The sequence below is a fragment of the Sphingopyxis sp. OAS728 genome, from assembly GCF_014873485.1.
Lineage (GTDB): Bacteria > Pseudomonadota > Alphaproteobacteria > Sphingomonadales > Sphingomonadaceae > Sphingopyxis.
Genome location: NZ_JADBDT010000001.1, coordinates 3926615 through 3949293 on the forward strand (window position 1 = coordinate 3926615; position 22679 = coordinate 3949293).

Annotated in this window: 23 protein-coding genes; 11 read left to right on the top strand and 12 right to left on the bottom strand. The window is 64.8% G+C overall.

The window, feature by feature from the left end:
* Window positions 1-132: 132 nt before the first annotated feature.
* Genes GGC65_RS18500 through GGC65_RS18515 form a run of 4 tightly spaced genes read right to left on the bottom strand, consistent with a single transcriptional unit; the run spans window position 133 to window position 3655 of the window.
* On the bottom strand, window positions 133-732 hold the full coding sequence (locus GGC65_RS18500; protein ID WP_192648495.1) for an ABC-type transport auxiliary lipoprotein family protein: 600 nt from the start codon (window positions 730-732) through the stop codon (window positions 133-135).
* Window positions 733-743: 11 nt separating this feature from the next.
* A complete protein-coding gene (locus GGC65_RS18505; protein ID WP_192648496.1) occupies window positions 744-1685 on the bottom strand; it encodes an MlaD family protein in 942 nt (313 codons plus the stop codon).
* A gap of 9 nt (window positions 1686-1694) precedes the next feature.
* Window positions 1695-2549 (bottom strand): ABC transporter ATP-binding protein, encoded by an 855-nt coding sequence (locus GGC65_RS18510; RefSeq protein ID WP_225940901.1) that lies wholly within the window; start codon window positions 2547-2549, stop codon window positions 1695-1697.
* On the bottom strand, window positions 2549-3655 hold the full coding sequence (locus GGC65_RS18515; protein ID WP_192648497.1) for an ABC transporter permease: 1107 nt from the start codon (window positions 3653-3655) through the stop codon (window positions 2549-2551). Before GGC65_RS18515 ends, GGC65_RS18510 begins: the two co-directional genes overlap by 1 nt.
* Before the next feature lie 102 nt (window positions 3656-3757).
* Between GGC65_RS18515 and GGC65_RS18520 the strand changes: the two genes are divergently transcribed.
* Complete coding sequence (locus tag GGC65_RS18520; RefSeq protein ID WP_192648498.1) at window positions 3758-4483, top strand: HAD family hydrolase; 726 nt, start codon at window positions 3758-3760, stop codon at window positions 4481-4483.
* On the opposite strand, the gene GGC65_RS18525 is transcribed toward GGC65_RS18520, so the two are convergent.
* The 6 genes from GGC65_RS18525 to lgt form a co-directional block, all read right to left on the bottom strand.
* Window positions 4480-5772: a cystathionine gamma-synthase family protein gene (locus GGC65_RS18525; RefSeq protein WP_192648499.1), complete on the bottom strand. Its 1293-nt coding sequence runs from the start codon at window positions 5770-5772 to the stop codon at window positions 4480-4482. The genes GGC65_RS18520 and GGC65_RS18525 overlap by 4 nt on opposite strands.
* 69 nt (window positions 5773-5841) lie before the next feature.
* On the bottom strand, window positions 5842-7248 hold the full coding sequence (locus GGC65_RS18530; protein ID WP_192648500.1) for an SLC13 family permease: 1407 nt from the start codon (window positions 7246-7248) through the stop codon (window positions 5842-5844).
* A gap of 8 nt (window positions 7249-7256) precedes the next feature.
* Window positions 7257-8024 carry a peptidoglycan editing factor PgeF gene (gene pgeF / locus GGC65_RS18535; RefSeq protein ID WP_192648501.1) on the bottom strand — a complete coding sequence of 256 codons (768 nt, stop codon included), beginning with the start codon at window positions 8022-8024 and terminating at the stop codon, window positions 7257-7259.
* Window positions 8021-8539 carry a GNAT family N-acetyltransferase gene (locus GGC65_RS18540; protein ID WP_192648502.1) on the bottom strand — a complete coding sequence of 173 codons (519 nt, stop codon included), beginning with the start codon at window positions 8537-8539 and terminating at the stop codon, window positions 8021-8023. The genes pgeF and GGC65_RS18540 overlap by 4 nt, the downstream gene beginning before the upstream one ends.
* The gene (locus tag GGC65_RS18545; protein WP_413052756.1) at window positions 8536-9567 is read right to left on the bottom strand and encodes a class I SAM-dependent methyltransferase; all 1032 of its coding nucleotides are present in this window, start codon (window positions 9565-9567) and stop codon (window positions 8536-8538) included. The genes GGC65_RS18540 and GGC65_RS18545 overlap by 4 nt, the downstream gene beginning before the upstream one ends.
* Window positions 9568-9592: 25 nt before the next feature.
* Window positions 9593-10468, bottom strand: coding sequence for a prolipoprotein diacylglyceryl transferase (lgt, locus tag GGC65_RS18550; protein WP_192648503.1), 876 nt, complete (start codon window positions 10466-10468; stop codon window positions 9593-9595).
* Between the two features lie 77 nt (window positions 10469-10545).
* Between lgt and GGC65_RS18555 the strand changes: the two genes are divergently transcribed.
* Genes GGC65_RS18555 through GGC65_RS18575 form a run of 5 tightly spaced genes read left to right on the top strand, consistent with a single transcriptional unit; the run spans window position 10546 to window position 15858 of the window.
* Window positions 10546-12252: a class I adenylate-forming enzyme family protein gene (locus GGC65_RS18555; RefSeq protein ID WP_192648504.1), complete on the top strand. Its 1707-nt coding sequence runs from the start codon at window positions 10546-10548 to the stop codon at window positions 12250-12252.
* A 30-nt stretch (window positions 12253-12282) separates the two neighbouring features.
* Window positions 12283-13131 carry a cytochrome b/b6 domain-containing protein gene (locus tag GGC65_RS18560; protein ID WP_192648505.1) on the top strand — a complete coding sequence of 283 codons (849 nt, stop codon included), beginning with the start codon at window positions 12283-12285 and terminating at the stop codon, window positions 13129-13131.
* Window positions 13128-13907, top strand: a complete 780-nt coding sequence (locus GGC65_RS18565; RefSeq protein ID WP_192648506.1) for a molybdopterin-dependent oxidoreductase — start codon at window positions 13128-13130, stop codon at window positions 13905-13907. The genes GGC65_RS18560 and GGC65_RS18565 overlap by 4 nt, the downstream gene beginning before the upstream one ends.
* 40 nt (window positions 13908-13947) lie before the next feature.
* Complete coding sequence (locus tag GGC65_RS18570; protein WP_192648507.1) at window positions 13948-15198, top strand: SAM-dependent methyltransferase; 1251 nt, start codon at window positions 13948-13950, stop codon at window positions 15196-15198.
* 39 nt (window positions 15199-15237) lie between these two features.
* Entirely contained in the window at window positions 15238-15858 is a 621-nt protein-coding gene (locus tag GGC65_RS18575; RefSeq protein WP_192648508.1) for a hypothetical protein, read from the top strand.
* A 6-nt stretch (window positions 15859-15864) separates the two neighbouring features.
* Here the strand turns inward: GGC65_RS18575 and GGC65_RS18580 are convergent, their stop codons facing one another.
* Together GGC65_RS18580 and GGC65_RS18585 are read right to left on the bottom strand one after the other, a co-directional pair.
* Window positions 15865-16302 carry a DUF1801 domain-containing protein gene (locus tag GGC65_RS18580; protein ID WP_192648509.1) on the bottom strand — a complete coding sequence of 146 codons (438 nt, stop codon included), beginning with the start codon at window positions 16300-16302 and terminating at the stop codon, window positions 15865-15867.
* 48 nt (window positions 16303-16350) lie between these two features.
* Window positions 16351-17310: a helix-turn-helix transcriptional regulator gene (locus GGC65_RS18585; RefSeq protein WP_192648510.1), complete on the bottom strand. Its 960-nt coding sequence runs from the start codon at window positions 17308-17310 to the stop codon at window positions 16351-16353.
* Window positions 17311-17392: 82 nt separating this feature from the next.
* On the opposite strand from GGC65_RS18585, the gene GGC65_RS18590 reads away from it, so the two are divergent.
* The 5 genes from GGC65_RS18590 to GGC65_RS18610 all read left to right on the top strand — a co-directional run bounded on the left by GGC65_RS18590 (window position 17393) and on the right by GGC65_RS18610 (window position 22654).
* Window positions 17393-17944: a hypothetical protein gene (locus GGC65_RS18590; RefSeq protein WP_192648511.1), complete on the top strand. Its 552-nt coding sequence runs from the start codon at window positions 17393-17395 to the stop codon at window positions 17942-17944.
* A gap of 383 nt (window positions 17945-18327) precedes the next feature.
* Entirely contained in the window at window positions 18328-19545 is a 1218-nt protein-coding gene (locus GGC65_RS18595) for an argininosuccinate synthase (protein WP_192648512.1), read from the top strand.
* Between the two features lie 342 nt (window positions 19546-19887).
* Window positions 19888-20646, top strand: a complete 759-nt coding sequence (locus tag GGC65_RS18600; protein WP_192648513.1) for a hypothetical protein — start codon at window positions 19888-19890, stop codon at window positions 20644-20646.
* A gap of 41 nt (window positions 20647-20687) precedes the next feature.
* Entirely contained in the window at window positions 20688-21698 is a 1011-nt protein-coding gene (locus GGC65_RS18605) for a threonine aldolase family protein (RefSeq protein ID WP_192648514.1), read from the top strand.
* Window positions 21695-22654 carry a DMT family transporter gene (locus GGC65_RS18610; RefSeq protein ID WP_192648515.1) on the top strand — a complete coding sequence of 320 codons (960 nt, stop codon included), beginning with the start codon at window positions 21695-21697 and terminating at the stop codon, window positions 22652-22654. The genes GGC65_RS18605 and GGC65_RS18610 overlap by 4 nt, the downstream gene beginning before the upstream one ends.
* Window positions 22655-22679: the final 25 nt, after the last annotated feature.

Below are 22679 nucleotides of genomic sequence, written 5' to 3' on the forward strand. Positions count from 1 at the left end.
GGCGATTCCTTTCGAGTCAACGGGCTCGAAAGGAAAGGGCACAGCCGGAAACCCGGAAGAGGCTGCGCGCGAACAGGTGGTGATGCGGCGCCCTCTAATGGCGGCGGCGCGAAATGGCAATGCGCGGGGGATTTAGCCGCCGAGCCAGCCCGTGACCTCGACCGCAACCTTGTTCGCGGCGCGGGTCAGCGCTTCGCCGACGGGCTTGGCCTCGACCTTGCCGCCGATTGCCTCGCGCGCTTCGAAGCGGCGCTGCGTTACCGTCTTGCCGCCCGCCGATACCAGCATCGCCTGATAGACGACGACGACCTCGTTGGTGGCGGCATCGACGCCGAATTCCATCAGCTGCCCGGCAAGCTGCTCGCCCGGTGCGGTCAGATATTGCCCCTCGTCGAGTACGACGCGCGTCGTCCGCGCCGACACGGTTTCGGACACCAGCCGCTGGAACAGGCGCGACGGCGCCTCGACCCACTGCGCATCCTTCACATAGGTCACGCTCGCCCCATCCTGCTGCACCGGGATACGTGTCGTGCGCAGCTTTTGCGGCGCGGTCGGGATCAGGATCGTCAGCGTCGCGGCTTCGGCTGCGGTGCGCGCACCGCCAGCGGGCGGCGCGGCATCCGCGTCGAGCGTCAGCAGGAAAGGCGGCGTCTTGCCGCCAAGGCCGACGCATGCCGACAGCGAAACGGCGGCAACGGCGAGCAACAGCGGAGCGCGGAGGCTGCGGATCATGGATTTCGTCCTCATTCTTTATAATCGGGCAGCTTGCTGCCACCGAGGACCGCGCCCGCGCCCTGTTGGTCGAGCTTGTCGGTCAGGCTGGACAGCGAGGCGGAGGTACGGCGGAGGTCGCGGATCAGTGCATTGGCTTCGGGGATCGTCGTTTCGCTGAAGGTCTTGAGCCCCGGCCGCGCGTCGCTGATCGCGGCCTCGAGCGTCGCCATCGACGCGTTGGCCGACTTCAGCGTATCGCGCAGGTTCGCCATCGCGGGGTCGACGTTGCGGTCGATCGTGCCCTGTGCCGACGCCGCGAGATTGCCGACCTGTTCGGCGGCGTTGCCTGCCTGCTGGATCGCGATGCGCGTGTCGGCAAGCGCGCGTTCGAGTGCCGGTCCGTTGCGTGCGAGCGTCGCGGTGGTCGCCTCCACATTGCTCAATATATTGGCGAAGCTTTCCTGATTCTTGTCGTCGGCGAGTTCGGCAAGGCGTTCGCTCAGCGTCGACAGGCGCTGGAGCAATTGCGGCGCGGTGTTGAGCAGTTCGCCGAGACCGCCGACGCGCGTCGGGATCACGGGTTTTCCCGCAGGCCCCTTGTCGCTGATCGGCGGTGCGCCTTTGACCGCGCCGTCGAGCGAGATTTGTGACACGCCGGTAAAGCCGACGCCCTCGAGCGCGGCGGTCGTGCCCTGCAGCACGGGGACGCCTTCATTGACCTCGATGCGGACGCGGACGAATTGCGGATCCTCGGGCCACAGCGCGATTTCGCGCACCTGACCCGCGGGCACGCCCGAGAATTGCACCTGTGCGCCCTTGTTCAGCCCGTCGACCGATTGCTTGAAGAAGATGTCATATTCGCGCTTGTCGCCGCCGCTGTCGTTCGCGAGCCAGACGACGAAAAACGCCAGGGCCGCGGTAAAGAAGAGGACAAAAGCGCCGACGAGGACGTTGTTTGAGCGAGTTTCCATCAGTTGTTCCTATCGCCGCTTCGCGGTTTGGTTCCCGCCCGCCGCAGCGCGGCCACGCGGCCCGTTGAAATAATCCTGTATCCACGGATGCTCGGTGGCAAGCAGTTCCGGGATGGTGCCGACCGCGATCACCTTCTTTTCGGCCAGCACCGCGACGCGGTCACAGGTGGCATAAAGCGAGTCGAGATCGTGGGTGATGAGGAAGACGGTGAGGCCCATCGTATCGGCCAGCTCGCGGATGAGCTCGTCGAACTTCGCCGCGCCGATCGGGTCGAGCCCGGCGGTCGGCTCGTCGAGAAAGAGCAGGGCGGGATCGAGCGCGAGCGCGCGCGCGAGGCCGGCGCGCTTCACCATCCCGCCCGACAGTTCGGCCGGATATTTGGGGCCGGCATCGGGCGGCAGGCCGACCATCGCGACCTTGTACGCCGCTATCTCGTCGAGCAATTTCTGGTCGAGCCGCGGATAATATTCGCGCAGCGGGACCTGGATATTCTCGGCGACACTCAGCGTCGAAAATAGCGCGCCGCCCTGGAACATCACGCCCCAGCGCCGGCGCAGGTCGCGCGATTCCTCTTCGTTGGCGATCGTGTCGAGCGTCTTGCCATAGACTTCGATCTCGCCCGCGGTCGGCGTCTGCAGCCCGATGATCGACCGCATCAGCACCGACTTGCCGGTCCCCGATCCGCCGACGACGCCCAGGATCTCGCCCGAACGGACGTCGAGGTCCAGATTCTCGTGAACCACGGCATCGCCGAACTGGTTCTTCAGCCCACGGATGCAAATCGCCGTTTCGAACTTTTCGGGGCGCACCGCGTCGGCAGCCGCAAGCTCTTCCTTGATCTCCTGTTCGACCTCTTCGCTCATCAATTCCATCCCAGCGAAGAGAAGAAGACGGCGAACATCGCGTCGAGCACGATGACGAGGAAGATCGCGGCAACCACTGCCGATGTTGTGCGCTGGCCGACTTCCTCGGCATTCTGGCGCACCTGCATGCCTTCGTAACAGCCGGTGACGCCGATCAGTATGCCGAACACCGGCGCCTTGATCAGCATGATATAGAAATCGGTCATCGGAATGATTTCGCGGAGCCGCTGAATATAAGTGAGTGGCGGGATATCGAGCCCGACCCACACAAATGCGCCGCCGCCAGCAATCGCGCAGAGGCTCGCGTAAAAGCCCAAGAGCGGCATGGTGATCGTCGACGCGGCGACGCGCGGCAGCACGATGGCTTCCATCGGCGAGACACCGATCGTGCGCATCGCATCGACCTCTTCGGTGAGCTTCATCGTGCCGATCTGCGCGGCGAAGGCCGACCCTGATCGGCCCGCGACCATGATCGCGGTCATCAGCAGGCCGAGCTCGCGGATCGAGGCGCGGCCGACGAGATTGATCGTGAACACCTCAAGCCCGAACTGCTCGAGCTGCACCGCGCCCTGTTGCGCGATGACAATGCCGATCAGGAAACTCATCAGCCCTATAATCGGCAGCGCATCGACGCCGACGGTCTGGAAGCGGGTGACGACGGCGTTCCACCGCAGCCGCCGTCGCGCACGAATCTGGGTGCCGAGCGCGACGATCATTGCGCCGAAAAAGCCGACGATGCCTACAAGTTCGTGCCAGATTGCAACGCTGGCGGTGCCGACCTGTTCGAGCATGCGCGCCCATGCCGGACGGCGGTCGCGGTGGACGCGATATTCGCTTTTGTCCGCGGCGAGCGCTTCGAGCAGGCGTTGCGCTTCGGGGCTCGCGCCGACGACCTTCGATCCATGTTCGTTGACGGTACGCGTCACGATCCACGCGCCGACGGTATCGATGCGTTCGAGCGCGGAAAGGTCGAGCGTCGCGACCGGGCCCAGCGCGTCGAGCCGAGCGGGGACGTCGCCGAGGCGCGCCAGTGTCAGTCGGCCTGTGAAGCGAACTTCGGCACCATCGGCACCGTCGCTATGTTCGAAATCCGCCCTGGCCACCATCGTGCGGAGGACACTGGCTTATTTGCCCCGGCACGGCAAGCAAATCCATGGTCTAGCTTGTCAGGCCTTGGCCCCCATGCGGGGTCACACTATGGGTGAGGGATGGAAGACCCGCTCGCCACGCCGATCCCCGACTATGCACACCGCGTCGCGATGTACGACATGGACCGGACGATAACGCGTTCAGGGACTTACAGCGGGTTCCTGATTCATGTTGCGCAGCGGCGTCAGCAATGGCGGCTGTTGCTGTTGCCGCTCGTCGGGCTCGCGGGCGCGGCCTATTCGCTGCGCCTGATCGACCGCTCGCGATTGAAGGCGATCAACCTCAGGCTGCTCGTTGGCAAGCGGTTTCGCCGCACCGAAATCGCGCCGCTGGCCGAGAGCTATGCCGACAAGGTCGTCGCGCGCGGGCTGCACCCCGCAGCGCTGGACCAGATCGCTGCCGATCGCGAGGCGGGATACCGGCTATTGCTCGCGACCGCATCGTTCCATCTTTATGTCGATGCAATCGCGCGGCGGCTGGGGATCGACGACGTGCTCGCGACGCGGCTCGATGAATCCGATGGCGCCGACCATATCCACGCGCGGCTCGCGGGCGACAATTGCTATGGCGAAGCGAAGTTCGCGCGCATTTCGGACTGGCTCGCCGCAAACGAAATCACGCGCGAGGTAACGCATGTCCGTGCCTATTCGGACCATGTATCCGACCACCCGATGCTGCATTTCGCCGACGAGGCGGTCGCAACGACGCCGTCGCGCAAGCTGAAACTGCTTGCGCCGCAAATGGGCTGGCAGGTTGTCGACTGGCGCGCGCGGCGCGGTCGTTAGACCGCGTCGAGCGCCTGCGCGAAGTCGGCGATCAGATCGTCGGGGTCTTCGATGCCGATCGACACGCGCACCAGATTGTCGGTGATGCCAAGCGCCTTCTTGCGCTCTTCGGGAACCGACAGGTGCGTCATCGCGGCGGGATGGCTCGCGAGTGTTTCGGTGCCGCCGAGGCTGACCGCCAGCTTCGCGATCTTGAGCGCATCGAGGAAACGGAAACTCTCTTCCTCGCCGCCCTTGATGAAGAGCGAGAAGGTCGATCCGGCGCCCGTGCAATGGCGATCATAGATATCCTTCTGCCGCGCGTCCTTAATGAAACCGAGGTAGCCGAGCCCCTCGACCTTCGGATGATCGCGAAGGAAGGTGCAGACCTTCAGCGCATTTTCGCCCGCGCGGCTCATGCGCAGTTCCAGCGTTTCGAGGCTGCGCAGCAGCATCCACGCGGTATTGGGGTCGCAGATCGTGCCGATCGTATTGCGCATCGGGCGGATGATGTTGAGCAGCTTCTGGTCGCCCGAGACGCCGCCCGCGACGAGGTCCGAATGGCCGCCGGCATATTTGGTGAGGCTGTAGACGACGAGTTCGGCGCCCTGGCGGATGGGTTTTTGCCACAGCGGGCCGAGGAAGGTGTTGTCGATCGCGATCGGCGGCTGCTGCTCGCCGGGGAAGGCGGCGTCGCGCGCGGCGCGGACGGCCTCGACATCGACCAGCGCGTTGGTCGGGTTCGCGGGGCTTTCGAGATAGACGAGCGCGACCTTGCCGCCCTTTTCGTCGGCCAGCGTCTGCGCGCGGGCGAGGATCGCGTCGATTTCCTCGCGCGTTGCACCGGCGGGGAAGTCGACGAAGCTGACGCCGAAGCGCGACAGGATGCGCGCGATCAGCGTCTCGGTCGCGGCGTAGAGCGGGCCCGAATGGACGATCACGTCGTTCTGGCCGACAAGCGCGAGGAGCAAAGTCGCGATGGCAGACATGCCGCTGGAGAAGACGAGGCTGTCGTCGGCGCCGTCCCAGACCGCGAGGCGGTCTTCGAGGATTTCCTGGTTCGGGCCGTTGAAACGCGAATAGACGAGGCCATCGGCCGGGCCTTCGCGCTTGCCGGTGATATGTTCGAAGAAGCGCTTGCCCGCCGCCGCGCTTTCGAAGGCGAAAGTCGAGGTCAGGAAGATCGGCGGCTTCAGCGAGCCTTCGGAGAGCATCGGGTCATAGCCGAGTCCCATCATCAGCGTGGCGGGGCTGAGGTCGCGATCGCCGATTTTCTTCGTGTTCGTCTTGGGTTTGCCGCGCATGGCCATGGGGGATGCTCCTTGAGTGTTGCTGCCCTTATAGCGCCCGAAGTTTCGTTTGAAACTATATTGCGCGGCTCAACCCAGCGTTGCGATGGCCCAGATCACCCCGATCAGCAGGGGGACGCCGATGATGTCGAGCGCGAGACCCGCCTTCAATATGCGTGGCAAGGCGATGTGGCCTGTCGCCCATGCGAGCGCATTGGGGCCGGTGCCCGACGGGAGCATGAAGCCCCAGCTTGCCGCCATTGCGACGGGAAGCGCGAGCAGGACGGGGTCAACCCCGGTCGCGGCGATCAGCGCGGCGAGAACGGGCATGATCCCGCTCGCGGTCGCGACGTTGCTGGCAAATTCGGTGATCAGGATGGTGAGCGCGACGATGGTCGCGGCGAGCAGGATCGTCGGCACGCTGCCGAGCGGCGCCAGCACCGCGCCAAGCCATGCGGCCAGCCCGCTCGCGGTGATCGCGGCGGCAAGCGCGAGCCCGCCGCCGAACATCATGATAACGCCCCATGGCGCGCGATCCGCCTCCTTCCAGAGCAGCAGCGGGCGACCGGTGCCGTCGGGCAGGATGAAGAGGAGCAGGCTGCCGGCGACCGCGATCGTGCCGTCGGTCAGCGCACCCTTGGGCAGCATCGGTTCGAGCCAGGGCTGCGCGATCCACGCGACGAGGACGAGCAGGAAGATCGGGACGACGCGGCGTTCGGCGGTCGACCAGATGGCCTGATTGCCGAGCGCTGCGGCAGCCGCCGTTCCGTCGAAAGGATGGTTGGCAAGCCGCTGGACGCGCGCGAGAATCCACATCGCGATCGGAACGGACAGCAGCACGATCGGCACGCCGTAGATCGCCCAGTCGAGGAAGGAGATGCGGAGGTCGAGCGCCTTTTCGATGAGCCCCGCCGCAATGGCATTGGTGGGGCTGCCGACGAGCGTGCCGAGCCCGCCGAGCGACGCGGCAAAGGCGATGCCCATCATCACGGCCCCCGCGAACCCATCGGTCTCGCCCTCCTGCACCCCGCCCGCGCGGACGACCGCGAGCGCGATCGGGATCATGATCAGCGCGGTCGACGTGTTCGAGATGAACATGCTGAGCAGCGCGGTTGCCGCCATGAAGGCGAAGAGCAGGCCCGATGCGGTCGGCGATGCGCGCTTGAGCAATGCGAGCGCCAGCCGTCGGTGCAGCCCGACGCGCTCGATCGCGAGCGCGAGGAAGGCGCCGCCAAGGATCAGGAAGAGGATCGGCGAATAATATTCCTTCGCGATCGCATTGGCGTCCATGACGCCAAAGGCCGGCACGGTCAGGAAAGGCAGGAGCGCGGTGACAGTCAGCGGCAGCGCCTCGGTCATCCACCATATCGCCATCAGCACGGTCAGCGCCGCGACGTGCCACGCCGTGGGCTCCATGCCCGCGGGCGCGGGAGCCAGGAGCATGATAGCAAAGACGACGAGCCCGCCGATCAATCCCAACCAGCGCGTGCGCGTCATCTTGCCTCTTATCCTCCCGCCAGTCCGATCACCGATAGCTGGCGGCCATAGGTGTTTTCCCCTTTATGGCACGCGCGGCGATAACTGAAATAATCCTCGGCCTCGGCATAGGTGTCCTGTCCGCCGATGGCAATTCGCGTGACGCCTGCCGCGGCAAGCCGCGCGGCGACATAGGCGGCGATGTCGAACATTGCATGGCCGGGCTTGCCGGCGGCGAAGAAGCGTTCGTTCGCTGGATCGTCCGCGACGAAACGAGCGACGAAAGCTTCGTCGACTTCATAGGAGGCGCGCGCGATGCACGGGCCGATTGCGACGGCGATATTGGCGCGGTTGGCGCCGAGGCTTTCCATCGCGGCGAGCGTTGCGTCGGTGACCCCGGCAATCGCGCCCTTCCACCCCGCATGCGCTGCGCCGACGACCCCGGCCTCGCGGTCGGCGAACAGCACCGGGACGCAGTCGGCGGTCAATATGCCGAGCAATATGCCGGGGGTGCGCGTCGCGAGCGCGTCGGCCTCGGGCCGCGCGGCGAGGTCGGTTTCGCCATCGACGATGATGCAGCGGTTGCCGTGAACCTGATAGAGCCCGGTCAGCGTCGCCCCCGGCAGCGCCGCGTCGGCGACGCGCTGGCGGTTCTCGGCGATCAGCGCCGGATCGTCGCCCGAGCCGAGGCCACAATTGAGCGAAGCGAGTTCGCCCGTCGACGTCCCGCCGCGGCGGCCGAAAAATCCGTGCGCGACGCCGTCCAGCGGGGCGGCGGTGACAAAGGGGGCAGTCACAGGTCGAGCCTGAAAAAGCGGTCCTCGTCGATATGATTGCCGACGCGGAATTCGTTGCGGCCGACGTCATAGAAACCGTAGCGACGATAGAATGCCTGCGCGCGGTCATTCTCGGTGAAGACGGTGAGGTAGAGGATCGACGCGCGCTCGCGCGCCCAGGCGATGCCCCATTCCATCAGCGCGACCGCGACGCCGGTGCCCTTGGCGGCTTCGGCGACATAGAGCTGATGTAGCTCGACGGCGTCGCCCGTCGGCTGCTCCTCGGGCAGGTCGAAATCGACCGGGCCCATCTTGATATAGCCGAGGATCTCGCCCGCCGCACCGCGGACGAGCGCGATGTCATGGTCGTCGCTCGCGATCTGTGCGCGCACCCGGTCGGGCGGGTTCCAGCCGGCGAGAAAGGTCGAGAGATCGGCGGGGTTATAGATATGGCCGAAGGTGTGGGTGAACGACCCGTTGGCAAAGGCGGCGATCGCTTCGGCGTCTCCAGTCTTTGCCACTTCGATGGCGGTCATGCGGCGTCTCCTGTAAATCCTGCGGGCGCTGGCCAACCCGGTGCCGTGAAGGCCATCACCTTGAACAAATCGCCCATCGCGCGCGGCTCGACCAGCCGGTCACGCTGGCCCTTCAATTCCTCGGCGCGCGCGGGTGCAGCGGTGGCGAGCGACCGGCAACGCGCGTCGATGCCGAGCCGCCGCAGCCAGTCGCCCTGCGTCGCGAGCGGGCTCACGGACATCCCCGCATTTTGCGCCGCCACAGCGAGCGCGGTGAAGTCGACATGCGCGGTCAGGTCGACCTCGCCCGGATCGGTGAAGGGATCGACAAAGCGGTGCGCCTTCACCGCCTGCAACGTGTCACCCGCGGCGGGCCCGGCATAGCCATAGTCGATCGCGAGCATCGCGCCGCCTTGCCGCGCAAGCCGGAAGGCAAGGCGCTGCATGATCGCGGCCGAGACGGGCGTCGTTTCGACGATCGCACCCCCGGGCTCGCTGCGCAGCGAGGCAGGTATGGCGTCGTCGGCCGGAATGTCGCCCGCGACCGGCGTCAGGACGCCATCGCGCCGCTCAACCATCCGCTCGCGCCAGCCATCGGCGACGCGGACATATTGGTGGATCGGCAGCGCGTCGAAAAACTCGTTTGCGACGATGATCACCGGCGCATCATCGGGCAGGGCGTCGACCTCATCATGATGCTCGGCTGCTGGCAGACGCGCGATCTGTGCTGCGCGTAGCGTCGGGCTCGTCTCGACCAGATCGATGCCGGCCGGCGTACAGCCGAAACGCGCCATCACCCGCAGCGCGTCGGCCGCGAGAGTCCCGCGGCCGGGGCCGAGCTCGACATAGCGAAACGCCGGGCTGCCCGCCCGCGACCAGAGGTCGGCGATCCAGACGCCGACCATCTCGCCGAACATCTGGCTGATTTCGGGCGCGGTGGTAAAATCGCCCGCGGCGCCGAGCGGATCGCGCGTCGCATAATAATGGCCGTTCGCCGCCGCCATATAGTCGGCGATCGTTGTCGGCCGTGCGCCCGCGATTTCGCTTATCAATTCCTCCGGGGTCGGCGGGCCGTCACGCAACGCTGTCGAGTCCGGCCACCGGCTCGATCCGCTTGCGGCGGCCTTTCGCGGTGGCGACGAGCCAGATACCGCCAATCAGCATCGGAAGGGTCAGCGTCTGGCCCATGGTGAGGCCCCACGACAGCGTGCCGAGCTGCACATCGGGCTCGCGCACAAACTCGACCGCAAAGCGGCTGAGGCCATAGATGATCGCCGCCATGCCGAACAGGAAGCCGGGCTTGTAGCGCGCATCGGTGCGCCAGAAGAGGAAGGCGAGGATCGCCATCATCACGATTCCTTCGAGACCGGCTTCATAAAGCTGGCTCGGGTGGCGCGGGTCCATCGTGCCGCTGCCCGGAAAGATGATCGCCCATGGCACGGTTGTCGCGCGGCCCCACAGCTCGCCATTCACGAAATTGGCGAGGCGGCCGAAGAAAAGGCCGAACGGAACGACGCACGCGACATAGTCGCAGAAGCGCAGGAAACTGAGTTTTTCCTTGCGCGTCACATACCAGATCGCGATCAGCACGCCGATCACCCCACCGTGCAGTGACATGCCGCCATCCCATAATTTGAAGATCTCGAGCGGCTTTTCGATATAGTTTCCGAGGTTGTAGAAGAGCACATAGCCGAGCCGGCCGCCGAGGATGATCCCGAGCATCGCATAAAAGATCATGTCGTCGGCATGGCGCCGCGCCATCGGCGCGCCGGGCTGCGCGATCAGCTTCAAGAGATACCAGTAACCGACGAAAATCCCGGCGAGATAGGCAAGCGCGTACCAGCGGATCGGCAGGCCGAAGACGCTGAACGCGATCTCGCTATTCTCTCCCATCAGATCGTGGAAGTTCACATATTGCGTTGCTTCGGCTAAGGTTGCAAAAAGAAACATATAGTCGCGCTGTCCTTCCCCAGGAGAGGCCTCCCCATAAGGGGTTCGGCGAGCGAGACCAAGAGGAGAGATGAAAGATGCCATCTGCGCTCGATTTGCGCCTGGAAGCCGCCTATAATCTGATCACCGGTCCGGGCGGACCGATCCAGCTCGGGTCCGTCGAACGCTTCGGCCACCAGCTTCCCTTCATCACCACAGCACCAACGAACCTGTCGGATTATGTTGCCTTTTTTGCTGCGCAGCATGGCGACGCGACCTTCCTTGTCGAAGGCGACGAGCGGCTCTCGTTCAAGCAGGTCTACATGGCAGCGCGGCAGGTCGCGGCGGGACTGGTCGAGGGGCATGGCGTGCAGCGCGGCGACCGCGTCGGGCTTGCGATGCGCAACGCCAATGCGTGGTGCGTCGCCTATATCGGCATCCTGATGGCGGGCGGCTGCGCCACTTTGCTCAACGGTTGGTGGCAGGGCGGCGAACTTGCCGCAGGCATTCTCGACAGCGAGGCGAAGCTCGTCATCGCCGACGTCCAGCGCGCGGCGCGCCTCGAGGGGATCGAGCATGGCGCGACGGTCGTCACGCTCGACCTGACCCAGCCGATCGATCTTGCGATCGCACCGATCACCGGCGCGGGCGGTAGCGCGGCGACGGTGCTGCCGACGCTGACGGGGCAGGATCTCGCGACGATCCTCTTCACCTCGGGCTCGACGGGGCAGTCGAAGGGCGCCTATTCGCGCCACGAGGCGGTGGTGCAGGCGATCTTCAACTATGTCACCCAGACCGCGAGCATCGTCCACCTGCTGACCGAGGACGGGCAGATGTCGGACATCCAGCCCGCGACCCTGATCTGTACGCCCTTGTTCCACGTCACCGCCGAAATTCCGGTGTTCCTGCAGAGCTTCGCGCTGGGCCGCAAACTTGTGCTGATGCCCAAGTGGAACGCCGACGAGGCGATGCGGCTGATCCAGGACGAGAAGTGCAATTATTTCGTCGGCGTCCCGCTGATGAGCTATGAAATCCTCACAAGCCCGAACCGCAAGAATTACGACCTGTCGACGTGCAAGAGCTACGCCGGCGGCGGCGCCCCGCGCCCGCCCGAGCATGTGCGGCGGCTTGCGACGGAGATGGGCGAGGCGAAACCCTTGCTTGGATATGGCCTTACCGAAACCAATGCTGTCGGCTGCGGCATCATCAACGAAAATTATGTCGCGAAGCCGATGTCGACCGGCCCCGCGTCGAAACCGCTCGTCGACCTTGCGATCCTCGACGACAATGGCGAGCCGGTACCGCAGGGCGGGGTGGGCGAGGTCTGCATTCGCTCGGTATGCAATTTCGAGGGCTATTGGAACAATGAAGCCGCGACCAAGGCGGCCTTCTTTGCCAATGGCTATTTCCGGTCGGGTGACCTCGGCTATCTCGACGAGGACGGCTATCTGTTCATCGTCGACCGCAAGAAGGACATCATCATCCGCGGCGGCGAAAATATCAGCTGCCAGGAAGTCGAGGCGGCGATCTACGAACATGCCGAGGTCAATGAATGCGCGGTCTTCGGTCTGCCTGACGAGCGCCTCGGCGAATGCGTCGGTGCGGTCGTGTGGACGAAGCCGGGCAGCAGCGTGACCGCCGACGATCTGGTCGCGTTCCTCAGTGCGCGGCTCGCGCCGTACAAGGTGCCGTGCCAGATATGGATGTCGAACGACGCGCTGCCCAAGCTCGGCAGCGAAAAGATCGACAAGGTCAGCTTGCGCACCCGCTATCGTGAGGAATATGCCGCGAAGGCCGTCGCGTAACCAATTGAGCCAAAGGAGCGAACCGGGACCATGGCCGAGGCTGAAACTCCCGTCGCTCCCCCCCAGCCGGCGCCGGTGCGCGTCTATCGCCATCGGCTGCCGACGCGCATCTGGCATTGGACCAATGCCGTAACCCTGCTCATCCTGCTGATGAGCGGGCTGATGATCTTCAACGCGCATCCGCGGCTCTATTGGGGCGACTATGGCGCGAATTTCGACCGCGCCTGGCTGGTGATCGGTTCGACGCCCGACAGCGGCTATTTGCGTATCGGCGATTATCGCGTCGATACGACGGGCGTGCTCGGCCGCTGGACCGATGCCGAGGGCACGGAAAAGACTTGGGCCTTTCCGGGCTGGGCGACGATCCCGACCAGCTACAGCCTTGCCGACGGGCGGCGCTGGCATTTGCTCTTCGCGTGGATCCTGTCGATCGGCTTGACGCTCTACATGCTCTGGACGCTGGTCGGTGGGCACTTGCGCAAGGATCTGCACGTCCGCCGCGCCGAATGGTCGCCGCGCCATATCTGGCACGATGTGAAAGAGCATGCGCGGCTGCGCCTTCCGCGTGGGCAAGCGGCGGCACGATACGGCATCCTGCAAAAGCTCAGCTACATCGGCGTGATTTTCGTGGCGCTGCCGTTGATGATCGCGACGGGCCTGACGATGTCACCCGGCATGAACGCGGCGTGGCCGTGGCTGCTCGATGTCTTTGGCGGCCGGCAATCGGCGCGATCGATCCATTTCATCACCGCTTGGGCGCTTGCCCTCTTCTTCCTCGTCCATATCGCGATGGTGCTGCTGGCGGGGCCGGTCAACGAGGTGCGCTCGATGGTCACCGGCTGGTTCCGCCTGCCGCCTGAGCGCGAGGAGGACGCATGAGCGAGATCATGCTGCCAAGGCGCCAGCTCATCGCCCGAGCTGGCGGGCTCGTCGCCGCAGCAGGCGCGCTGCCGCTACTCGCCGGATGCGATGCGATCAACGACGCGCCCGCGGTGCGCAAGATCTTGTCGATGGGCGAGGAGATGAACCGCGCGAGCCAGCGCGCGCTGATCGACCGCAATGCGCTCGCGCGCGAATTCACCCGCGCCGACCTGTCACCCTATTTCCGCCCCAACGGCACGCGCCTGCCCGCAGGTGCCGCCTATGCCGCGCATGTGGCGAGCGGCTTTGCCAACTGGCGTATCAAGGTGAGCGGCCTTGTCGCGAAGCCGTTGTCGCTGTCGATGGCCGACATTCGCGCGATGCCGCAACGCACGCAGATCACGCGCCATGATTGTGTCGAGGGCTGGAGCGCGATCGGGCAATGGACCGGCGTTCCGCTGGCGCGCATCCTTGCCGCGGCGGGAGTATGCGACAGCGCGCGTTACATCGTGTTCCGCTGCGCCGACCGGCTCGGCGATGCGCTCTATTATGAAAGCTGCGACATGGTCGACGCGCTGCATCCGCAGACGATCATGGCGTGGGCGCTCAATGGCGCGCTATTGCCGATCGCCAACGGTGCGCCGCTGCGGCTGCGTATCGAGCGGCAACTCGGCTACAAGCATGCCAAATATGTGAACGCGATCGAGGCGGTCGCGAGCCTCGATGACATCGGCGCGGGCAAGGGCGGTTATTGGGAGGATCGCATCGATTATGAATGGTATGCCGGAATTTGACCGGAACCTTTTTGCGGTGCAGATGTTCGGTCGATAAAATATGTCTATCCTGCGTCCGTTTCTCTCCCGGGTCATTCGTCAGGGGCGGCTGATCGTCGTCGCGCCCGATGGCACGCGCGAGGAATTTGGCGAGCCGGCGCCCGGTTACCCGAACATCACGATCCGCTTCACCAATCGCCGGGGCATGCGCCGCATCATCCTCGACCCGCGCATCGGTGCCGCCGAGGCGTTCATGGATGGCGAGATGGAACTGACCCAGGGCGACATCATGGACCTCGTCGGCCTGATCCGGATGAACACGCCGTGGGACCGTGGCGCGACGCTCAAGGACAAGACGTGGCTCGGCAAACGCGTGGAGTGGGTCAAGACGCGGATCGGCTCGGTCAATCGCCAGCGCCAGTCGCGCGCGAACGTCAAGCATCACTACGACATCGGCAACGACCTCTACCGCCTCTTCCTCGACGACGACATGCAATATAGCTGCGCCTATTGGTCGCGGCCCGACATGACGCTGGAGGAAGCGCAGGTCGCGAAAAAGGCGCATATCGCCGCGAAGTTGGCGTTGAAGCCGGGGCAGCGCGTGCTCGATATCGGCTGCGGCTGGGGCGGGATGGCGATCACCCTCGCGAAGCTCGAACAGGTCGAGGTTCTGGGCATCACTCTGTCCGAAGAGCAGCTCGCGCTCGCCCGCCAGCGCGCCGAGGCGGCCGGGGTCGCCGATCGCGTGACATTCGAGCTCATCGACTATCGCGACCTCGCCGTGCGCGCGCCCGGGCGTTTCGACCGCATCGTTTCCGTAGGCATGTTCGAACATGTCGGCGCGCCCAATTTCGACATCTTTTTCCGCGCCGCCGCCAATCTGATGACCGCCGACGGCGTGATGCTCCTCCACACGATCGGGCGCTTCGGCCGGCCGGGGTCGACCGACGCTTTCACGCGCAAATATATCTTTCCCGGTGGCTATATTCCCGCGCTCAGCGAGACGGTGGCGGCGAGCGAGAAGAGCCGGCTGATCGTCACCGATGTCGAGACGCTGCGGCTGCATTACGCGCTGACCTTGCGCGAATGGTATGCGCGCACGCTGGCGCATGAGGCGGAGATCGTCGCGATGATGGGGACGCGCTTCTTCCGCATGTGGTGCTTCTACCTCGCTGGCGCGACTGCGGCATTCGAAAGCGGCGGCATGGGCAATTACCAGATCCAGTTCGCGCGCAGCCGCCACGCGCTGCCGCTGACGCGCGATTATATCGCTGGAGCCGAACGGGATTATATCGACAGGGACGCAAGCTGAGCGCGTGAGGTGCCCGGGAAGGGTGCGGGGAGGGCGTCGATGACCGAAGAGGAGGAACTCACCCGGATCGACCGGTACGAGTTGCGTAATGGTTGGACGATGCGCCGCGCCGGGCTGAAGGGTTTGCGGATTCAAGCCGAAATCGTGGACGGCGCCGCGCCCGCGTTGATCCTGACTGGCTCACGCCGTGGACGCTTGGAAATTCCGCTGGCCGACATCGACTATATCCGCGCGAGCGTCGATCAGGGGAAGTTTCGCTGGGCCGATTCCTATCGCTGCCTGATCTGGCGCGCTGGCGAACCCAAGCTGGTGTTGGCGCCGACCTCGTTCGGCAAGATCATTTACGGCGAACTCATCCTCGAACTCGCCCGTGCGATGAAGCGGGTGGGCCGTTTCGACCGCGTCGAGCGCGGGCTGCAACGATGGGAAACGATCTTCTATTCGATCTTCATGGTCTTGGCGGCGGCGTTCATCGCCTATGCCGCTTGGGACACGCTGCAAATGACGCGCGGGCCGATGGAGGGAATGGATTTCATCTTTCTCGGCGTCACCGGCGGCTTCAGCCTGTTCCTGGTCGTCGCCAGCGTCAGGATATGGGGCGATATCGGCCCGCCGCGGCCCGTGCGCAGCCTGAAGGATTTGCGCGAGGTACTGCCCTGACGGCCTTCAGGTCGGATAGCGCTCGTTCATGACCTCCCAGCTCAGCACGACCAGCTGTTCAAGAATGTCGAGGTCGATGTCGGCGAGTTTGTTGATGTAGAGGCAGGACTTGCCGTTCTTGTATTTGCCAAGCTGTTCGAGCAGCGCATCGGCCTCGGGCTGACGGTCGCAATAATGGCCCATCAGATAGAGCGTCATCGCGGCCTTGCGCGGGGAGAAGCCTGCGCGGCACATCGTCCCCGACCGGCCGCTGTCATAAAGATAGTCATAGCTGCCATAGCCGATGATCGATGGGCCCCACATCTTGGGTTCTAGACCAGTCACGCGGCGGTGCATTGCATCGATCACCGCGGCCTCCTCGCGGCGGCGTTCCTCGGGTACCGCGGCGATGAAATCGGCGACACTGATCTCGGTCGGCTTGGTCTTGATATCGTCCTTGCTCATGACGTCCTCCCGGTTCGAGAGATTAGCGCGCCGTGGCGGCAAATCCAGTCAGGTATGACGCGCCGCGATGTCGCGAGCGAGCGCACCGATGCGACGGCGGAAGCTGTCGGGCGCAATCACCTCGATCTCCGCACCGAGCGCGATCATCTCGCGCGCACCATGGTCGCTATCCTCGACCATCAACTTCATTTCGCGCCAATCATGTTCGTCGGGCGGTCCGGCCGCCGCAACGGCATCGGCGCCCCGCGGCGATTGTTGCGCCAGCCGCTTGCGGCCTTCGGCCGACGCGCGGACGGTTGCGCGCGTTGCGAAAAGCTCGGCCTCGAAACGCGCCTGTTCGTCCTGCCACCATATCGGCAGGTGGAAATCCGGCGGCCATTCGAATGTAGCCGCGCTTGCTTTGGGATCACGAATGTTCGAGACGCGAAAGACGCGTATTTTCCCCGCGCCGCGCGCCGCGAGATACCAAGTGCCGCCCTTGAGCACGAGGCCGAGCGGTTCGACCGTCCAGTCGCGCAGCCCCTGCCAGCTTTCATACTGCATCGTGAGCACGCGCTGGTCGAACACCGCACGCGCAATCGTCGGCAGCGCGGGCAGGCTTTCGCGGCTCCGGTACCAATTGACAGGATCGAGGTGAAAGCGCGCCGCCATCCGGTCGGCGATCGCGCCGCCGCCGCCCGGAATTGCGGCGAGCAGCTTGCCGCGAGCCGCGCTCGTCGCGGCACCAAACCCCAGCTCGGCGGCGGGGCCGGGCAGGCCGATCATCGTCGCGACCTCGGCCTCGTCCGCCGACAGTCCCGTCAGCCGCGTGCGATAGCCGTCGAGTAGCTGGAACCCGCCGCCCGGGCCGCGGTCGCCGTACACCGGCACCCCCGCGGCCGATAGCGCGTCGATGTCGCGATAGATGGTGCGTTCGGACACCTCGAACTCGGCCGCAAGATCGGCCGCCGTCAGCCGCTGGCGCAACTGCAACAGGATGAGGATCGAGAGGAGGCGGCTCGCGCGCATTTTTTCGCTGTAGCAGAAAATAGCTGACAGAGAATGTCAGGATAGCGGGTCTAGCAAGGTCCGGTCACCAAGGGAGCAACCCATGACCGATCTCGACCGCCGCACCATCATCGCCCTTAGTGCAGGAGCCCTTATGTCCAATATCCTTCCCGCCGCCGCATCCGCCGCGATCAATCCCGCGCCCGTCGGCAAGCCCGGCGATTTCGATTTCCTCACTGGCGAGTGGCGTATCCACAACAAATTCCGCGAGGGTGAAAAGTGGATCGAGTTCCCCGGCGAGGCGACCGTTATCGGCATCCTCGGCGGCATTGTCAGCGTCGAGGAATTGCGTATCCCGGCGCGCGGCTTTTCGGGCATGGGGCTCCGCCTGCTCGACGTCGAAAAGAAGATCTGGTCCGATCATTGGGTGAACGCCAAGTCTGGAGTCGTTACGGTGCCCGGCCAGCTCGGCGTGTTAGAGGGCGGCGCGGGCACCTTCCTGTCCGAGGGCGAGGGTGAAAAGGGCCCCGAACTCTATCGCGGCGTTTGGGACCGGATCACGCCGAAAAGCTGCCGCTGGTTCCAGGGCACCTCGCGCGACGGCGGCAAGACGTGGGACGACAGCTGGTTCATGGACTGGACGCGCGTGGGCTGAGGCGCAACCTCACGCACCTTGCTCCGTCCCGGCATTTTAAAAGGTCGCTGTCCTACAAAATCGGGCGATGATAGTGCCGTCTCATGCCCATCTTCTTTTCTTCTTCGTTACGCAATCCGCGTCGATGGAAGCTGATTGGACCTTATTTGCTTAAAGCGACAAAGGAGACAGTTTTGCATCGTACATCCGTATCCTTTGTCGCTTTAACCGGGTGGTTCGATCCACCGGGCCAGCAGCGGTATGTCGAATCGCGAGTGAAGTTCGGCAGTTTTCGGTCAAATTTCCATCGGGCCGAAGAGCGGCTCGTTGCTGCCTATGCGGTTGCACCTTTGGCGGCGGGCTGCTAGCCGCGCCCGCGTCTTTCCCTCGCCAAAGGTGTATCCATGTCCGAGTCCTTCAAGCGCGTTGTCCTCGCCTATTCGGGCGGCCTCGATACCAGCGTCATCCTGAAGTGGCTGCAGGTCACCTATGGCTGCGAGGTCGTGACCTTCACCGCCGATCTCGGGCAGGGCGAGGAGCTTGAGCCCGCGCGCGCCAAGGCCGAACTGATGGGGATCAAGGCCGAGCATATCTACATCGACGACCTGCGCGAAGAATTCGTCCGCGACTTCGTTTTCCCGATGATGCGCGCCAACGCGCGCTACGAGGGCGATTATCTGCTCGGCACCTCGATCGCGCGCCCGCTGATCTCGAAGCGGCTCGTCGAGATCGCCAAGGAAGTCGGCGCCGACGCGGTCGCGCACGGCGCGACGGGCAAGGGTAACGACCAGGTCCGCTTCGAGCTGTCGGCCTATGCGCTCAACCCCGACATCAAGGTGATCGCGCCGTGGCGCGAATGGGATCTGACCAGCCGCACCGCGCTGATCGACTTTGCCGAGAAGAACCAGATTCCGGTCCCCAAGGACAAGCGCGGCGAGAGTCCTTTTTCGACCGACGCCAACCTGCTCCACACCTCGTCCGAGGGCAAGGTGCTCGAAAACCCGTGGGACGAGACCCCCGACTATGTCTATTCGCGCACGGTCAATCCCGAGGATGCGCCCGACACCCCGGAATATATCGAGATCGATTTCGAGAAGGGCGACGGCGTGGCGCTGAACGGGCAGGCAATGTCGCCCGCGACGCTGCTTGCGGCGCTCAACGACCTCGGCCGCAAGCACGGCATCGGCCGCCTCGACCTTGTCGAGAACCGCTTCGTCGGCATGAAGTCGCGCGGCATGTACGAGACGCCGGGCGGCGAAATCTATGCGCGTGCCCACCGCGGCATCGAAAGCATCACGCTCGACCGCGGCGCCGCTCACCTCAAGGACGAGCTGATGCCGAAATATGCCGAGCTCATCTACAATGGCTTCTGGTTCGCACCCGAGCGCGAGATGTTGCAGGCGGCGATCGACCACAGCCAGGAAAAGGTGTCGGGCACCGTGCGGCTCAAGCTCTACAAGGGCAATGCCAGCGTCGTCGGCCGCAAGTCGCCGAACAGCCTCTACAGCGAACGCCATGTGACCTTCGAGGACGATGCCGGTGCCTATGACCAGAAGGATGCGGCGGGCTTCATCAAGCTGAATGCGCTGCGCCTCAAGCTGCTGGCCAAGCGCGACCGCTGAAGTCGAGGTGTTCCCTCGACGTTAAATCAGTGAGAATATGGAAGAAATCGGGCGAGGGCGTCCATAAGTCGTTTGGTACGCGATGCCAAATGATGACGCCCTCAACGATGCGACCGACGAATGGCAACGCTGCCGGGTCGTGTTGCCACGCTTTGGCTTGCTGCTGAACCGCGATGGCGTGCGAAACTGGTTGATCTGGCCCGGCCGGTATTTCGTCCGCCGATCGCGCTCTTTCAACCAGCCGATCTACCGGAGACGTTCGTCCTAAGAAACAGATGGCTTCGGCCGTCCGAACGCGCCAGAACCGACCCTCCGGCATTTCGTCGCGAAAGGGGTAGGGCGATGCGCCTGTTCGATTTTTCGTCATGGCAAAGTATCGGGACGACACTTCTGGGCCTGTGTCTCGTCACGCTGATCGGTGTCGGTATCCGCCTGATCGTGATGACGACGATCCAGCAGCGCCGCGAACGGATGAACCGTCAGATCAACGAACGGCTGCGCACGCTGATCGCCGCCTACAAGACGCTTGGCGGTTCGTTCACCGGCGACCTGATGGTCGATCCGCGCCATTTGCGCGATATACGTCGCCCGGCGGCGGCAGAGAGCGATGTCGAACCGGCGATCGACCTGTCGGGCGACGCGGGCGGGAGCGATGGTGGCGGATCGGACCGGCCGCGGCGAATCCGCGATGCGGTCGAGGCCGCGCTGTCCGATATCATCCTGCTGGGAACCGAGGAGCAGGTCCGCCTTGCCAGCCGCGCGGCGCAGGAACTGGTCGAGGGGCGTCCGGTGCACACGCACGCGCTCGTCACCGAGCTGCGCAATTTCATCCGCGAGGCGCTCGACCTCGACCCGGTCCCGGCCGACGTGACGATCCCGCTACAGGGCCCGACGCGCCCGTCGAGCAGCGGTGGAAAAGGCGGCGGGTCAGGACGCGGCGAGAGCGGCGGCGGCGGTGGCGGCGGCCGCGGCGGTGGAGGAGGTATGGGCGGAGGCATGGGAATGGCTGGCGGCCTCGGCGTTGCGGGCGGCGCGCATCTGGCGCGCGGCAGCGCGGGTGAGGACGGCCAGGATCCGCCTGACGGAAGCCAAACGAAATGAAGGGTTAGCATGGCGTCATGACCTGCGCTAAGGCGCGATCCATGACTGCGACCCGCTTCTTCTCCGACAATGCCGCGACCGTCCATCCTGTGGTGATGGAGGCGCTGGCTGCCGCCAATCATGTCGATACGGCCTATGACGGCGACGCGCTCAGCCAATCGCTCGACGCGACCTTTTCCGACCTGTTCGAAACCGACTGCGAGGTCGTCTGGATTCCTACCGGCACCGCGGCGAACAGCATCATCCTCGCCCATTTCGTGCGACCGTGGCAGGGCATCCTCTGTTATGAGGAGGCGCATATCGAGGTCGACGAATGCGGCGCGCCAACCTTCTATTCGGGCGGCGCCAAGCTGATGCCGCTGCCGGGGCGCGGCGCCAAGATCGATACCGACGCGCTGAAAGCGCGCATCGCCAGCATCCGCCGCGATGTGCATCAGGTCCAGCCGGCGGCGGTCAGCATCACCAACGCGACCGAATATGGCCTTGCGTGGCGCGCGGATGAGGTCGGCGCGATCAGCGAGATCGCCAAGGGCGCGGGCATGAAGCTCCACATGGACGGCGCGCGCTTCGCCAATGCCGTCGCCTTCCTCGGCTGCGCCCCAGCAGATGTCACCTGGCGCGCCGGAGTCGATGCGCTGTCGTTCGGTTTCACCAAGAACGGCGCGATGATGGCCGAGGCGATCGTCTTTTTCGGCGGCAGCGGCGGTGCCGGCGTACGTGAGCTCAAGAAGCGGGGCGGGCATCTGCTCAGCAAAGGCCGATTCGTGGCGGCGCAGATTCGCGCGATGCTGAAGGACGATCTCTGGCTCGCCAACGCGCGTGCGGCTAATGCGGGCGCGGCGAAACTCGCGGCCGCTTGCGGCAACCGGTTGATGTATCCTGTCGAAGCCAACGAGCTGTTCGTGCGCCTGACCGCCGAGGAAGCCGCAAAGCTGCGCGGCGCCGGGTTCGATTTCTACGACTGGGGCGAAGGCGCGGCGCGGCTTGTCGTCAGCTGGGATCAGGATGCCGAGGCGGTCGCACCGCTGGCGGCTGCGATCGGCGCATTGTGAGTAGCGAGCAGCCGACGCTGCTCAGCCCGCGCGTTCTGCTGCCCTTCCTGCTCGTGACCTTGATCTGGGGATCGACCTGGATCGTCATTACGGGGCAGCTTGGCGTCGTTCCGCCGAGCTGGTCAGTGACTTATCGCTTTGCGGTCGCGGCGATCGCGATGTTCGCCTTTGCCATCATGCGGCGCGAGCGGTTGTGGCTCGAACCGAAGGCGATGCTGTTTGCGGTGGCGCTCGGCGTCGCGCAGTTCACGTTCAACTTCAATTTCGTCTATCGCGCCGAGCAGCACATCACCTCGGGCCTTGTCGCGGTGCTGTTTGCGTTGCTGATCGTGCCGAATACGCTGCTCGGGCGCGCCTTCCTCAAAACCCCGCTAGAGGCGCGTTTCCTTGCGGGAGCAGGGATCGCGATCGTCGGCGTGGGCCTCATGATCCTGCATGAATATCGGGCGGCGGCGGTCGACGCGGGCGAGGTTCTGCTCGGCACGGCGCTGACCCTCGCCGGGGTGATGAGCGCATCGACGGCAAACGTCATGCAGGGCACGGGCATTGCGCGCGCGCAGTCGATGGTGGTGATGATTGCGTGGGCGATGCTCTTTGGCGCGCTCGCCGACGGCAGCTATGCGTGGATCACGACCGGCCCGCCGGTGATCGAGACGACCGCGACCTATATCGGCGGCGTGCTTTACCTCGGCATCATCGCGAGCGCGGTGACCTTTCCGCTCTATTTCAACGTCATCCGTGCGGTCGGGCCGGGGCAGGCGGCCTGGTCGAGCGTGCTGATCCCGATCATAGCGATGGGCTTTTCGACCGCGTTCGAGGACTATCACTGGGCGACTTTGTCGATCGCCGGTGGTGCCGTAGCGCTGATCGGGCTGGTGATCGCGGTCGCGAAGCGGCCCGAGCGGCCGTCGGTCAGCGGCAATATGGTGTCGGTCCCGGTGGAGCCCGAAAGCTAGTTGCCACCGCTGTATTGTTTAGATA

Excerpts from the sequence above, each read along its gene's own strand:
- GGC65_RS18500 (WP_192648495.1), bottom strand. The coding sequence starts at position 732 with ATGATCCGCAGCCTCCGCGCTCCGCTGTTGCTCGCCGTTGCCGCCGTT.
- GGC65_RS18505 (WP_192648496.1), bottom strand. The coding sequence starts at position 1,685 with ATGGAAACTCGCTCAAACAACGTCCTCGTCGGCGCTTTTGTCCTCTTC.
- GGC65_RS18510 (WP_225940901.1), bottom strand. The coding sequence starts at position 2,549 with ATGAGCGAAGAGGTCGAACAGGAGATCAAGGAAGAGCTTGCGGCTGCC.
- GGC65_RS18515 (WP_192648497.1), bottom strand. The coding sequence starts at position 3,655 with ATGGTGGCCAGGGCGGATTTCGAACATAGCGACGGTGCCGATGGTGCC.
- GGC65_RS18520 (WP_192648498.1), top strand. The coding sequence starts at position 3,758 with ATGGAAGACCCGCTCGCCACGCCGATCCCCGACTATGCACACCGCGTC.
- GGC65_RS18525 (WP_192648499.1), bottom strand. The coding sequence starts at position 5,772 with ATGGCCATGCGCGGCAAACCCAAGACGAACACGAAGAAAATCGGCGAT.
- GGC65_RS18530 (WP_192648500.1), bottom strand. The coding sequence starts at position 7,248 with ATGACGCGCACGCGCTGGTTGGGATTGATCGGCGGGCTCGTCGTCTTT.
- GGC65_RS18540 (WP_192648502.1), bottom strand. The coding sequence starts at position 8,539 with ATGACCGCCATCGAAGTGGCAAAGACTGGAGACGCCGAAGCGATCGCC.
- lgt (WP_192648503.1), bottom strand. The coding sequence starts at position 10,468 with ATGTTTCTTTTTGCAACCTTAGCCGAAGCAACGCAATATGTGAACTTC.
- GGC65_RS18555 (WP_192648504.1), top strand. The coding sequence starts at position 10,546 with ATGCCATCTGCGCTCGATTTGCGCCTGGAAGCCGCCTATAATCTGATC.
- GGC65_RS18560 (WP_192648505.1), top strand. The coding sequence starts at position 12,283 with ATGGCCGAGGCTGAAACTCCCGTCGCTCCCCCCCAGCCGGCGCCGGTG.
- GGC65_RS18565 (WP_192648506.1), top strand. The coding sequence starts at position 13,128 with ATGAGCGAGATCATGCTGCCAAGGCGCCAGCTCATCGCCCGAGCTGGC.
- GGC65_RS18570 (WP_192648507.1), top strand. The coding sequence starts at position 13,948 with ATGTCTATCCTGCGTCCGTTTCTCTCCCGGGTCATTCGTCAGGGGCGG.
- GGC65_RS18575 (WP_192648508.1), top strand. The coding sequence starts at position 15,238 with ATGACCGAAGAGGAGGAACTCACCCGGATCGACCGGTACGAGTTGCGT.
- GGC65_RS18580 (WP_192648509.1), bottom strand. The coding sequence starts at position 16,302 with ATGAGCAAGGACGATATCAAGACCAAGCCGACCGAGATCAGTGTCGCC.
- GGC65_RS18585 (WP_192648510.1), bottom strand. The coding sequence starts at position 17,310 with ATGCGCGCGAGCCGCCTCCTCTCGATCCTCATCCTGTTGCAGTTGCGC.
- GGC65_RS18590 (WP_192648511.1), top strand. The coding sequence starts at position 17,393 with ATGACCGATCTCGACCGCCGCACCATCATCGCCCTTAGTGCAGGAGCC.
- GGC65_RS18595 (WP_192648512.1), top strand. The coding sequence starts at position 18,328 with ATGTCCGAGTCCTTCAAGCGCGTTGTCCTCGCCTATTCGGGCGGCCTC.
- GGC65_RS18600 (WP_192648513.1), top strand. The coding sequence starts at position 19,888 with ATGCGCCTGTTCGATTTTTCGTCATGGCAAAGTATCGGGACGACACTT.
- GGC65_RS18605 (WP_192648514.1), top strand. The coding sequence starts at position 20,688 with ATGACTGCGACCCGCTTCTTCTCCGACAATGCCGCGACCGTCCATCCT.